The 12559-nt window shown below is 69.9% G+C and carries 12 protein-coding genes; 7 read left to right on the forward strand and 5 right to left on the reverse strand.

The window, feature by feature from the left end:
• Nucleotides 1-194: 194 nt before the first annotated feature.
• Entirely contained in the window at nucleotides 195-1802 is a 1608-nt protein-coding gene (locus ABZS64_RS16500) for a sensor histidine kinase (protein WP_355829279.1), read from the reverse strand.
• 123 nt (nucleotides 1803-1925) lie between these two features.
• Between ABZS64_RS16500 and ABZS64_RS16505 the strand changes: the two genes are divergently transcribed.
• Both ABZS64_RS16505 and ABZS64_RS16510 read left to right on the forward strand, forming a co-directional pair.
• On the forward strand, nucleotides 1926-3299 hold the full coding sequence (locus ABZS64_RS16505; RefSeq protein WP_355829281.1) for a cation:dicarboxylase symporter family transporter: 1374 nt from the start codon (nucleotides 1926-1928) through the stop codon (nucleotides 3297-3299).
• 161 nt (nucleotides 3300-3460) lie between these two features.
• On the forward strand, nucleotides 3461-3892 hold the full coding sequence (locus ABZS64_RS16510; RefSeq protein WP_355829284.1) for a protein-tyrosine phosphatase family protein: 432 nt from the start codon (nucleotides 3461-3463) through the stop codon (nucleotides 3890-3892).
• Between the two features lie 75 nt (nucleotides 3893-3967).
• On the opposite strand, the gene ABZS64_RS16515 is transcribed toward ABZS64_RS16510, so the two are convergent.
• From ABZS64_RS16515 to ABZS64_RS16530, 4 genes are all read right to left on the reverse strand, one after another.
• Nucleotides 3968-4930, reverse strand: coding sequence for a DUF1996 domain-containing protein (locus ABZS64_RS16515; protein WP_355829287.1), 963 nt, complete (start codon nucleotides 4928-4930; stop codon nucleotides 3968-3970).
• 21 nt (nucleotides 4931-4951) lie between these two features.
• On the reverse strand, nucleotides 4952-6382 hold the full coding sequence (locus ABZS64_RS16520; protein ID WP_355829631.1) for a glycoside hydrolase family 16 protein: 1431 nt from the start codon (nucleotides 6380-6382) through the stop codon (nucleotides 4952-4954).
• 193 nt (nucleotides 6383-6575) lie between these two features.
• Nucleotides 6576-7508: an aldo/keto reductase gene (locus ABZS64_RS16525; RefSeq protein WP_355829290.1), complete on the reverse strand. Its 933-nt coding sequence runs from the start codon at nucleotides 7506-7508 to the stop codon at nucleotides 6576-6578.
• A complete protein-coding gene (locus tag ABZS64_RS16530; RefSeq protein WP_355829293.1) occupies nucleotides 7508-8416 on the reverse strand; it encodes an NAD-dependent epimerase/dehydratase family protein in 909 nt (302 codons plus the stop codon). Before ABZS64_RS16530 ends, ABZS64_RS16525 begins: the two co-directional genes overlap by 1 nt.
• A 64-nt stretch (nucleotides 8417-8480) precedes the next feature.
• On the opposite strand from ABZS64_RS16530, the gene ABZS64_RS16535 reads away from it, so the two are divergent.
• From ABZS64_RS16535 to trxA, 5 genes are all read left to right on the forward strand, one after another.
• A complete protein-coding gene (locus ABZS64_RS16535) occupies nucleotides 8481-8999 on the forward strand; it encodes an Lrp/AsnC family transcriptional regulator (RefSeq protein ID WP_355829296.1) in 519 nt (172 codons plus the stop codon).
• A 100-nt stretch (nucleotides 9000-9099) separates the two neighbouring features.
• Complete coding sequence (locus ABZS64_RS16540) at nucleotides 9100-10026, forward strand: NAD(P)-binding domain-containing protein (protein ID WP_355829298.1); 927 nt, start codon at nucleotides 9100-9102, stop codon at nucleotides 10024-10026.
• Nucleotides 10027-10134: 108 nt separating this feature from the next.
• Nucleotides 10135-11772 carry a hypothetical protein gene (locus ABZS64_RS16545; protein ID WP_355829301.1) on the forward strand — a complete coding sequence of 546 codons (1638 nt, stop codon included), beginning with the start codon at nucleotides 10135-10137 and terminating at the stop codon, nucleotides 11770-11772.
• A gap of 29 nt (nucleotides 11773-11801) precedes the next feature.
• Nucleotides 11802-12218, forward strand: a complete 417-nt coding sequence (locus ABZS64_RS16550; RefSeq protein WP_355829304.1) for a MerR family transcriptional regulator — start codon at nucleotides 11802-11804, stop codon at nucleotides 12216-12218.
• Nucleotides 12215-12547, forward strand: a complete 333-nt coding sequence (trxA, locus tag ABZS64_RS16555; protein ID WP_355829307.1) for a thioredoxin — start codon at nucleotides 12215-12217, stop codon at nucleotides 12545-12547. Before ABZS64_RS16550 ends, trxA begins: the two co-directional genes overlap by 4 nt.
• Nucleotides 12548-12559: the final 12 nt, after the last annotated feature.

The following is a 12559-nucleotide window of genomic DNA, read 5'->3' on the forward strand; positions in this document are numbered from 1 at the left end:
CTCCACCGCCTCGCGGCAGGTGTGCAGGGATTCCTCCGGCCGCCCCGCGTATTCCTGTACGCGTGCGACCTCGCTCAACGCCCGTGCCTGGGACGCCCGCCGGCGTTTGAGGCGCGGCGAGGTTGGGGGTCCCCCCGGACGGAGTCTGGGGGAGGGCGGGGAGGGGACAAAGCCCGCCGCAGGCGCGTCCTGGCTCATGCGCGGACCTCCGCCGGTCGCAGCGGCAGGCGTACGGTGAACTCCGCGCCGCCGTCCGGGCCCTCGGCCAGCAGCACCGTGCCGCGGCTGCGGTGTGCCGCCTGTTTGACCAGGGCAAGGCCCAGGCCGCGACCCGCGCCGTGTGTGGACCAGCCGCGGCGGAAGACCTCGTCCGCGGCCGCCGGGTCGACTCCCGCGCCGGTGTCGGCGACCCGCAGCAGCAGTTCGTCGTGATCCGCCCGCGCGGTGACCGTGACCCGGGCCCGCTGCGGCCGCGCGGAGGCGGCCTCCGACGCCGCGTCGACCGCGTTGTCGATCAGGTTGCCCAGGATCGTCACCAGGTCGCGCGCCGGAAGCGACGGCGGCAGCAGACCGTCGTCGATACGGCTGTCCTCCGCGAGGACCAGCTCGACGCCCCGCTCGTTCGCCTGCGCCGCCTTGCCCAGCAGCAGCGCGGCCAGCACCGGCTCGCCGACCGAGCCGACGACGCGGTCGGTCAGGGCCTGCGCCAGCTCCAGCTCCGCCGTGGCGAAGTCGACCGCTTCGTCCGCGCGGCCGAGTTCGATGAGCGAGACGACCGTATGGAGGCGGTTGGCCGCCTCGTGCGCCTGCGAGCGCAGTGCCTGCGTGAAGCCGCGCTCGGAGTCCAACTCGCCCGAGAGCGCCTGGAGTTCGGTGTGGTCCCGCAGCGTGACCACCGTTCCGCGCTGCTCGCCGCCGACGACCGGGCTGGTGTTCACGACGATGACCCGGTCCGCGGTCAGATGGACCTCGTCGACCCTCGGCTCGGCCGACAGCAGCGCGCCGGTGAGCGGGGCGGGCAGGCCGAGGCTGTCCACGGACCGGCCGACCACGTCCTCGTCGAGCCCCAGCAGCTCCCGGGCCCCGTCGTTGACCAGCGCGATCCGTCGCCGGCCGTCGAGCATGACCAGCCCCTCGCGCACGGCGTGCAGCGCGGCCTCGTGGTAGTCGTGCATGCGGCTCAGCTCGGCCGCGTTCATGCCGTGCGTATGCCGCCGCAGCCGCGCGTTGATCACGTACGTACCGAGGCCGCCCAGCGCGAGTGCCAGGCCCGCGACCCCGAGCAGCCCGGCGACCTGCTTGCTCACCTGCTCGCTGATCTTCTGGATGGTGATGCCCGCGCTGACGAGCCCGGTGATCTTCCCGTTGTCGTACACGGGCGCCACTGTCCGTACGGAAGGCCCGAGCGTGCCCAGGTGCTTCTCGCTGTAGATCTTGCCCTTGAGCGCCTCGTCGATGCTGCCCAGGTACTTCTTGCCGATCTCGCCCGGCTCCGGGTGCGTCCACCGGGTGCCGTCCGGAGCCATGATCACGACGAAGTTGACGCCCGCGTCGCGGCGCAGCCGTTCCGTGTACGGCTGGAGCTGCTCCGTCGGATGCACGGAGCGCGCTGCCGCGATCACCGAGGGCGACCGTGCGACGGCGGTGGCGGCGGCCCTGGACTGGCGGCGCGCGGTCTCCTCCGCCTGGGAGCGGTCGGTGACGTACGTGAAGAGGGCGCAGCCCGCCACGATCGCAGCGACCAGCACGACCTGCATCGCGAAGAGCTGGCCTGCGAGGCTGCGTGGACGGGGTATGCGCATGGAGTAAGTCTGCCTGGCCGATTTTGTGTGAACGAAACGAACGTAAGGGTGACCGGGGTCACAGGGTGGGCGATAGTCACGGCATCCATAGGGACATGGATGAACCTGAACAAGGAGGACCCCGTGGCTACTGGAGCCGTCAGGCGGGACCGTACGCACTATCTCTATTTCGCCGTGATCATCGCGGTGGTGCTGGGCATCGTCGTGGGCCTGGCAGCCCCTGAGTTCGCCGTCGAGCTCAAGCCGCTGGGTACCGGCTTTGTGAACCTGATCAAGATGATGATCTCGCCGATCATCTTTTGCACGATCGTGCTGGGTATCGGTTCGGTACGCAAGGCCGCCAAGGTCGGCGCCGTCGGTGGCATAGCGCTGGGCTACTTCCTGGTCATGTCGATGGTTGCGCTCGGCATCGGACTGGTCGTCGGCAACATCCTTCAGCCCGGTGAGGGCCTGGCGCTGACCGACGCCGTCAAAGACGCGGGCCAGAGCCAGGTCTCGGCGGAGGCCAAGGACACGACCGAATTCCTGCTCGGGATCATCCCGACCACGATCATCTCCGCCTTCACCGAGGGCGAGGTCCTGCAGACACTCCTCGTCGCACTGCTCGCCGGTTTCGCGCTGCAGGCAATGGGCTCGGCCGGTCAGCCGGTGCTCCGCGGTGTCGAGCACATCCAGCGGCTCGTCTTCCGCATCCTTGCCATGGTGATGTGGGCCGCGCCGATCGGTGCCTTCGGCGCGATCGCCGCCGTGACCGGGTCGGCCGGTCTGGACGCTCTCAAGAGCCTGGCCGTGCTGATGCTCGGCTTCTACGTGACCTGCTTCCTCTTCGTCTTCATCGTGCTCGGCACGCTGCTCCGGGTGGTCGCGGGTCTCAACATCTTCACGCTCTTCAAGTACCTGGGCCGCGAGTTCCTGCTGATCCTTTCCACCTCCTCGTCCGAGTCCGCGCTCCCGCGGCTCATCGCGAAGATGGAGCACCTGGGCGTGAGCAAGCCGGTGGTCGGCATCACCGTTCCGACCGGCTACTCCTTCAACCTCGACGGCACCATGATCTACATGACCATGGCCTCGCTCTTCATCGCCGACGCGATGGGCAACCCCATGTCGATCGGGGAGCAGATCGCGCTCCTGCTCTTCCTCTTCGTCGCCTCCAAGGGCGCGGCGGGCGTCACCGGCGCGGGCCTGGCGACGCTGGCGGGCGGACTGCAGTCGCACCGGCCCGAACTGGTCGACGGCGTCGGCCTGATCGTCGGCATCGACCGCTTCATGAGCGAGGCGCGCGCCCTGACCAACTTCGCGGGCAACGCGGTGGCGACGGTGCTGGTCGGGACATGGACGAAGGAGATCGACAAGTCCCGGGTCGACGAGGTGCTGGCCGGACGGTTCCCGTTCGACGAGAAGACCCTGCTCGACGACACCCGCGGCGACGCGGCGCCGGAGGCCGGCGCCGAGGTGCCGGAGCCGCGCGAGGACGACGGGGTGCCGGTGAAGGTCTGAAGGCCCGCCATTCATGAGGGCGTGGCTTTTATGAGGGCCTGACATTCCAAGGGCATGACCTTCAGGTCCGACAGGAGCAGGGGCCGGCGCGCTCGGGGCGCCGGTCCCTGCTCTGCCGTATGGCCGGCCAACACCGGGCGGCAGCGCATACGGTGAGGCAGGTGAGCGAGACCTGGCAGCCGGCCGATCCCGGTGTTCTTCGGCTTCCCTCCGGGCGGCTCGTTCGGGGGCGTGGCCTTCGGCGCCCCCTTCCTGACGGGCCGCTGCCCGCGTACGGCGTCCATCTGCTCGGGAAGCAGCCGCCCGAGGTCGACTGGGAAGCCCGCTGGCTGCGCTGGCCGGACTTCCGGCTGCCGAGCAGCCCGGCCGATGCCCGTGCCGTTCTCGGCGAGGCATGGGAGCGGGCCGCGGAGGAACGCGTCGAGGTCGCCTGCGGCGGCGGCCGCGGGCGCACCGGCACGGCGCTGGCGTGTATCGCCGTTCTCGACGGGGTGCAGGCCGAGCTGGCGGTGGACTTCGTACGCCGGAACTACGATCCCCGCGCCGTCGAAACCCCCTGGCAGCGCCGCTACGTTCGCCGTTTCGCGGACTGACCGGGACGCCCTGACCCGCAGGCTGCTGGGCGTCCCGGACCCGGAGGTACGACCGGAGTAATCACTGCCGGCCCGTCACTGCTGGATCGGATTGCCGTCCGTCCCGCAGACGTATCCCGCGACAATGCAGTTGGCCACCCGGCGCTTCAGCTCACCGTCGTCCCAGGCGTTGAAGAAGTCGCCGTGGAAGGTGTAGCCGGGCTGATCGGTGACGTTGACACCGTTCCTGGTGCCGGCGAGCGTCAGCCCGCCGCCGTTCACCGGCCAGGTGATCAGCAGCTCGAGGCGCGGTACGACCACGGGGTGCGAGGCGGGACAGGTCTGCCCCACCGCGTACGCCATATGGTCCCGGTGGTTGGCGCTGTCCAGGTTCTTCCCGTCCCAGCAGGTGGGGAAGTCCAGATAGTTCTCCAGCTTGGTGCCGGGCGGGCAGTTGATGAAGTCCCGGCTGGACTCGGGCCGGCCCACGCACGACCAGCGCGCGGCGGGGTTCTGGTCGGGGTTGGCGGCCAGGGCGTTGCCGACGACGTACCGCAGACCGCGCGGGTGGGCCACGGCCCTGGTGTGATCGGTGATGCCCTGGTAGTAGACGGTGACCCGCTCGGGGGCCACGGGGGCTCCGTTCTTGTAGAGGGTGGGCGTCCAGTACGAGGAGAGGTCCACGGCGGGCGTGCAGTTGGTGGTGCCGGCGGCCAGCGACTGGAGCGTCGAGGAAGCGTTGGCCGTGCGGTTTCCGTAGAACTCATGGATGTGCGAGCGACCCGCCTGGCCGGGGAAGACGATCGGGTCGTCGCCCTTGCGGTGGCTGGAGAGGCAGTCCGCGCGGAATTCGCTTCCGCGCACCGGGGCCGCCGCCTGGGCGACGATCGCGGCGGCCTGTTCAGCGGTGAAGGTGTACGCGTGCCCTGAGTGCCCGCTGTGCCCTGTGTGGCGCGGGGCGGCATCGGGGGCCGGTAAATCGGTGCCTCTCGTGGTCAACCAGCCCGCCGTGACCAGGAAGATCACGGCAGCGGTGCTCGCGAGCAGTCGACGGAGCATGGTCGGGTCCTCCTGGTCGGTTCAGTCGAAGGGGATGCGTACGACGGACTGGTTGCCGACGCCGACCGTGCTGGCGCCGTTGCCGATGGCGTTCCAGACCTCGACCTGCACCTTGCCGCCTGCCAGGTCGCCGAGCGATCCGGTGGCCGACTTGAGTCCTCTGGCCTGGGTGTAGTGCTCGTAGCCCGTGACGGGATCGGTGGCGAAGTAGCTGTACGTCTCCGTCCGGTCCCAGGTGCCGTCGCCCTTACGGTCGTAACTCACCCTGATCTGCTGGCCGTTGGCGACCGTGGAGCCCGCGTCGACGAAGAGGTCGAACTGGGTCGAGCCGCCGTTGTACTTCCGGGTGATCCCGGTCGAGGTGAAGACCTGCGGGTTGTGCGGGGTGCCGTCGTAGTTGGCGCCGCCCGCCGAGGCCAGGCTCACCGAGGCGGCCGATGCCGCCGGATCGCCCGCGCCGCCTCCCGTACGCAGATACAGCTGCGAGGAGCCGGACGGCGGCGGGGTGGTGGGCGGTTCCGTGGTGGGCGGGGTGGTGGGGCCTCCGGCGCCCTTGGTCCAGACGGCGATGTAGTCGACGAGCATCGGGCGTCCGGGGACGGTCGCGGCGGTGGGCGTCTTGCCCGCCAGCGCGTCGGGGAACGCGCCGCCGATCGCGACATTGAGCAGGACGAAGTAGCCCGCGTGGTTGGTCATGTTCGCCCAGGTCCCGGCGTCCACGCGGTTCTCGGCGACGCTGTGGAAGAGCTGGCCGTCCACGTACCAGCGCAGCTCATTGGGGGAGGCGGAGCGGTCCCACTCGAAGCGGTAGGTGTGGAAGGCGGACTGGCAACTGGCCCCGGGGCAGGCGCGGTTGTTGGCGACGCCGCTGGTCTCGTTGCAGGGGCCGCCGGGGTTGACGCCGCAGTGGAGCACGCCCCAGACGGAGTTGATCCCGTTGACGTTCTCCATGATGTCGAACTCACCGATGGACGGCCAGTTCCAGTAGTTGCCGCGATAGGGGGAGCCGAGGGCCCAGAACGCGGGCCAGTAGCCGAGTGCGGCCTGGCCGGTGACATTGGGCATCTGGATCCGGCCCTCGATACGCAGGGTGCCACCGGCCGGGGCCTTGAAGTCGGCGCGCTTGGTCTCGATCCGACCGGAGCTCCAGTTGCCCGCGCCGTCGCGGAGCGGGGTGATACGGAGGTTGCCGCCGCCGTCGAGGGAGAGGTTGTCGGGGTTGTTGGTGTAGTTCTGGATCTCTCCGGTGCCCCAGTTTCCGGGCCCGTTGGGGTAGGCGTGGCCGAGGTCGATCTGCCAGTTGGCAGCCGAGGGCAGGGTGCGGTTGGCGCCGTTGAAGTCGTCGCTCCACTGGAGATTCCAGCCGGGCGTCGGGGGTACGTCGCCGCGCGCCTGCCCGGCGCCGGTGACGGCGATAAAGCCGGCGAGGGCGACGGCAAGGGCGACGATCACGGTGAACAGGGGGGTGCGTCTGATGCGGCTCGTGCTCAAGGAACACCTCCGGGAGGGTGGTGCCACGGGTCATTGAGAGCGCTCTCAGAGAGTTTTGTAGATGTAGACAGTGCGGGCGTCAATGGCTGCACACCCTTAACTTCCTGAATGCAGAACCCACTTGGGTTACGTGCCTGATGGGAGGGGGTCGGGCTCAGCTCCCGACCGGAAGCTGTTCATCCGGTGAGTTGCGCGGGCCCTCGCCCGAGGCGTCCAGGACCGTCAGTTCCGACTCGCTCAGGACCAGGTCCGCGGCCGCCGCCGAGTCGCGGATGCTCTCGGGGCGGCTCGACCCCGGGATCGGGATCACCGAGGGAGACCGGGCCAGCAGCCAGGCGAGGGCGACCTGTTGGGGGCTCGCGCCGTGATCGCGTGCCACCTGGTGGAAGGCGGCGTACGGGCCCGGGGTGGACGGGCCGCCCGAGGGGCCGTCCAGGGAGCTGCGGGAGATGCCGCCGAGCGGGCCCCATGGCAGGAAGGCGATGCCCAGCTCCGCGCAGAGCAGCAGCTCGGCCTCGCTGTCGCGCACCGCCGGGGAGTAGCGGTTCTGGACCGAGACAAGGCGGTCGCCCAGCATCCGGCGGGCCAGGCGGATCTGGTCCGCGTTCACATTGGAGATCCCGGCCAGCCGGATCGTGCCCTCCTCCAGGAGGTCGTGGAACGCTCCCAGCGAGTCGGCGAAGGGGACGGCCGGGTCCGGCTTGTGCAGTTGGTAGAGGCCGATCGTCTCGACGCCCAGCCTGGCCAGCGAATTTCTGGCGGCCCGCTTCAGATGGCGCGGGTCCCCGTCGACCGTCCAGTCGCCGTCGGGCGTCCGGCCGCGGCCGCCCTTCGTGGCGACCAGGACGGCGTCCGTGTCGCCCCTGTACAGGGCGAGCGCGCGGGCGACGAGCAGTTCGCCCGGACCCGGCTCGCCGCCCGGGGCGTAGTACGAATCGGCCGTGTCGATCAGCGTCACGCCCGCGTCGAGCGCGGCATGCACCGTGGCCAGGGCCTGTCGCTCATCGGGGTGCCCCTCGATGGACAGCGGCATCGCGCCGAGCCCGATCGCGCTCACCTGAAGATCACCGAGTGCGCGGTACCGCATTACCGGACCTCCTTGCCGAAGCCAAGGGTCTCCGCGACGGCGTCCCGCAGCCATTCCGAGGAGTGGAGGAATGTGTAACCGAGCTCCGCTGCCCGCGAGTTGTCCATTGCGTACGAGCGCGCGAAGGAGAACGGCGAGGTCGCACCCACCTCGACCGGAAGGAATTCCGCCGTTCCTCCCACCTCGTGCTCTATCGCCGCGCAGATGTCGTCCGTCGTGAGCGTTCCGTACGCATTCGCATTCACCGGTCCTGTGAATTCCTGGCCGGCTGTCCACGCCAGGAAATCGGCGATCTCCTCGACGTACACATACGTCGCCGGATGATTCTCGGCGGGCACGGCGATCGGCTCGCCCGCCCGGATCCGGCGGGCGTAGTGGTCCACGCGCCCGGTGAAGTCGTCGTCCCCGCCCAGCACATGCGCCACCCGTACCGACACAAACGGAAACGCAGGATCCCGAGCGAGGACCGCCTCCGCCTGCCGCTTCCCCTCGCCGTAGTGCGCATCACGGAACTCCGCATCGTCCCAGGGTGCGTGCAGATCCACCTGCACCGTCAGCGGGTCGACCGCCTCCTCGCGCACCAGGGCGGTGGAGTGCTCGTACTCGTACACCTCGACCGTGGAGGTCATCACAAAGCGCCGGGTACGGCCCGCGAAAACCCGCCGGGCGATCTCCGCCTGCCGCGGTGTATAGCAGACCTGGTCGAAAACGACATCGAAAGTACGCGAACCGAGCGCCGCCCGCAGCGAATCCTCGTCGTCGCGGTCCGCGATCAGATGGACAACCGTCTCGGGCGGGGTGGAGGACCCGCGATTGATGACCGTCACCCGGTCGCCCGTATCCAGCAGCCGCTTGATCAGCCGCTTTCCGAAATAGCGGTTGCCGCCGATGACGCATATCTCGCGCATTCCCAACTCCCTCTCGTCGTACGTCAAGTGTTACGTTTACGAACCACATCCTGAAGGGGGAGTCATGGGAGATCCGGCCGCTCTGCCGAAAGAACCACGGCATCTGCGTCCCGCCACCAGCGAAACCTCGGCGGCCGCCTTCGACCCTGTCGACCGGCAGATCCTGGAGCTCGTCCAGACCGACGGCCGGATCAAACTCAGCGAGCTCGGCCGCCGCGTCCGGCTGAGCCCGGCGGCGGTGACGGAACGGGTCCGCCGGCTGGAGGCCTGCGGCGCGATCACCGGATACGGCGCGCATGTCTCACCGGCCCGCCTGGGCTTCGGCATCCAGGCCTTCATCCGCGTCAATCCCCACGGCGGCTACAACCTGAAGCACCCGAGGACTCTGGAGCTGCTGGCCCGCCCAGAGGTGATCGAGGCGCACCATGTCGTGGGCGAGGACTGCTGGATCATCAAGGTCGCGGTGACCGACACCGTCCATCTCGAAGACGTACTGGAGCAGACCTCGGCGCTGGGACGTACGACGACATCGATCGTGCTGACGTCGCCGCTGGAACGGAAGCCACTGCTCCCACCCCACTGACCTAGGGCCTGTCGTTCGGATCAGGCCCTAGATGGTTACCTGTTGGTGAGTACCTGACTTATTTGTCGGTACTTGTGGGTGAGTGTGCGGGCGAACAAGCATGGCGGCCATGTCCACCACGAACACCCCGCTCCCTTCCGTCACCGTCCTCGGCCTCGGCGCCATGGGCCAGGCCCTCGCCGGCGCCCTCATCGGCGCGGGCCACCCCACCACGATCTGGAATCGCTCTCAGGGCAAGGGCGATGACCTTGTGGCACGCGGCGCGGTCCGCGCCGCGACCGCCGAAGAGGCCATACGTGCAAGCGAGTTGATCGTCGTCTGCGTCGTCGACTACGACGCCTCCGTCGCGATCCTCGCCCCGCTCGCCAACGCCCTCGCGGACCGCGTTCTGGTCAACCTCACCTCGGACACCCCCGAGCGCTCCCGCGAGGCGGCCGCCTGGGCGGACACGCACGGCATCGCCTACCTCGACGGCGCGGTCATGGTGCCGACCCCGCTCATCGGCTCGCCCGACGCCCTGCTCTTCTACTCCGGCTCACAGGAGGCGTTCGAGCGCTACGAGCCCACACTGAAGGCGCTGGGCGGCAAAGCCGCCTTCGTCGGCACGGACCCCGGACTCGCTGCGCTCTACGACCTCTCGCTGCTCGACTTCTTCTACGGCAGCATCTCCGGCCTGGTCCACGCGTACGCGCTGGCCACGGCCGACGGGGTCAAGGCCGCCGACATCGCCCCGTATCTGAGCACCATCGTCCAGATCCTGCCGCCGATCGCGGAGTACACGGCGGCCAACATCGACGCGGGCAGTTACCCGGGGGCGCAGGCCAACCTCGGCATGATGGCCGCGGGGGTCGAGCACATCCTGCACGCGGCGCGGACCCGCGGGCTCGACGTCTCCCAGTTGGAGGCCGTCAAGTCCGTCGCCGACCGGGCGATTGCGAAGGGCCACGGCTCCCACGACTGGGCGAGCACGTACGAGGCGGTCACCGAGCCGGTCACCGAGCCGGTCACCGAGCCGGTCACCGGGTAGTCCTGCGCACTTACGCCGAATGGCCTTCCCAGTTGCCCGCTCCCCACCCCCGCCGCAGTGTTACCGGCGTACCAACTCCCGGCCCTGGGCTCTCGGCGAGGACTGATCATGCAAGGACGCCTGGCGCTGGACTCGGTGCTGTACCCCTTGTGGGACCAGCCCCGGAGGACCGCAGTCGGCCGTCCGCTCCCGTGGCTGCTGACAGTCGCGGTGGTTTTCACCGCCGCTCAGCTGATCCTGGTGGTTCCCGGCTCAGGGCTCGGCTGGGACGAGACCGTCTACGTCAGCCAAGTCGGAGGGAACGCCCCGCCCGCGTACTTCAGCGCGCCGCGCGCGCGGGGGATTTCCTACCTCGTCGCTCCGGTGGCAGCCCTGACCGCCTCCACCACCGCGATCCGGGTCTACCTTGCCCTGCTGTCCGGCGGCGGGCTGTTCGTCTGCTTGTGGATCTGGCGCAGGCTGCTGCCCGTCCCCGTGCTCGCCTGCGCGGGTGCACTGTTCTCCAGCCTGTGGATCACTCTGTTCTACGGCCCCCAGGCGATGCCCAACCTGTGGTGTGCGCTCGGGGCACTGGCCGCCGCCGGCTGGTTCCTCCGCGCCGTGCCCCGTCCCGTGGAACGCCGGGCGGTCATCGGTGTCGGGTCCGCTGTTGCCGTCGTTGTGCTCATGCGCCCTGCCGACGGGCTGTGGCTGGCGCTGCCGCTGGCCGCGTCGGCCCTGCTGGTTCCGGGGTGGCGCCGTCCGGCGGTGTTCGCCGCGGTCGTGATCGGGTTACTGACCGGGGCCGCGCCCTGGGTCGTCGAGGCGTACGCGCACTACGGCGGTCTGAGCGCCCGGATCCACCGGGCCGGCGAGATCCAGGGCGGCCTGGGCTGGCACATGGCCGTGGACGACCAGGTGCGGGCCCTGGACGGACGTTCGCTGTGCCGCCCGTGCGACGTGCCCTGGAAGCACCCGGTGGCCGCTGCGTGGTGGTTCGCGCTGCCGGTACTCACGGCGGTGGGCATCGCGGCGGCCTTCCGCGCACACCTGGGCTCACGCACGCGCCTGCTCCCAGGTACCCACCTGGGCTCCCGCGCGCGCCCGGTCCCGGGTACGCACCTCGGCTCACGCACGCACCGAGGCCCGGCCGCGGTGCTGGCGACCTGTACCGCGGCATCGCTCGCGCTGCCGTACCTCTTCCTCATCGACTACGCCGCGCCGCGTTTCCTCCTTCCCGCCTACGCGCTCCTGGCGCTCCCGGTGGCCGAGTGCCTCGCCTTCCTGGTCGTCTTCCTGTTCACCGCCATCCGGCCGTCACTTAGGCCGGTCGGCGCCGGAGTCCTCGTCCTGGCCCTCACCTGCCACCTCGCGGTTCAGTACGGGGTGCTCCGCCACATGCTGGACGTCAATCGCACCTTGCGTGCCCAGTACTCGGCGACCGCCGCCGGGCTGCACCGGCTGGGCGTACGACCGCCCTGCATGGTCAGTGGTCACGACGCCGTCCCCATCGCCTATTACGCGGGGTGCGCCTCACGCCAGCCCACCGGCCACGACGCCAGCATCACGCCCGCCGGAATCGAAGCCGCTGCCCGCCGCATGCCCGTGGCCGTCGTCGTGGCGGGCGGCAGCGCGCCTCCGCCGTACGCGCGCATGTGGCGGGCGACGGCCTTGCCTCACGTACGCGGCCGTGAAACCTACCGCGTCTATCTGCCGCCAACCCTGGCCGGCACCTCGACGAAGAAGGAGCCGCTCCCGTTGCCTTGACGCCGACGTCAAGGCTTACGGTCGAGGACATGCGAATCGGCGAGCTCGCGGAGCGGGCGGGAACCACCACCCGCACCCTGCGCTACTACGAGTCCCGCGGGCTCCTGCCCGCCCGGCGCGCGGTGAACGGCTACCGCACGTACGACGAGGACGACCTGCGGCTGCTCCAACAGATCCGGACCTTGCAGGACTTCGGGTTCGACCTGGAGGAGACACGGCCGTTCGTCGAGTGCCTGCGCGCCGGGCACCCGGCGGGGGACTCGTGCCCCGCCTCGATCGCCGTGTACCGCGCCAAGCTCGGCGAGCTGGACACGCTCATCGAGCAGGTCCAGTCGGTACGCGCCCAGGTGGCCGCGCAGCTCGCGCGTGCCGAGGCGGAGCTGCCGGGCGGGCCCGAGCCGCTTTGTGAGCTGACCCATGTGACCGACGGAGGGGAAGACGAATGATCCACGCAGCAGGCGTCGCCGAAGTGACGGACGCCGACTTCGACGAGGAGGTCCTGGGGGCCGACCGCCCGGTCCTGGTGGAGTTCACCGCGGACTGGTGCGGCCCATGCCGCCAACTCGCCCCGGTGCTGAGCGCCCTGGCGAGCGAGGAGGCCGACCGGCTCAAGGTGGTCCAGCTCGACGTGGACACCAACCCGGAGATCACGACGCGGTACGCCGTGCTGTCGATGCCGACGCTGATGGTGTTCCGCGAGGGCGAACCGCTGAAGTCGATGGTGGGCGCCCGCCCCAAGCGCAGGCTCCTCCAGGAGCTGGAGGACGTGATCTAGGTCCTGTCCGTC

Source organism: Streptomyces sp. NPDC005408, assembly GCF_040606445.1.
Classification (GTDB): domain Bacteria; phylum Actinomycetota; class Actinomycetes; order Streptomycetales; family Streptomycetaceae; genus Streptomyces.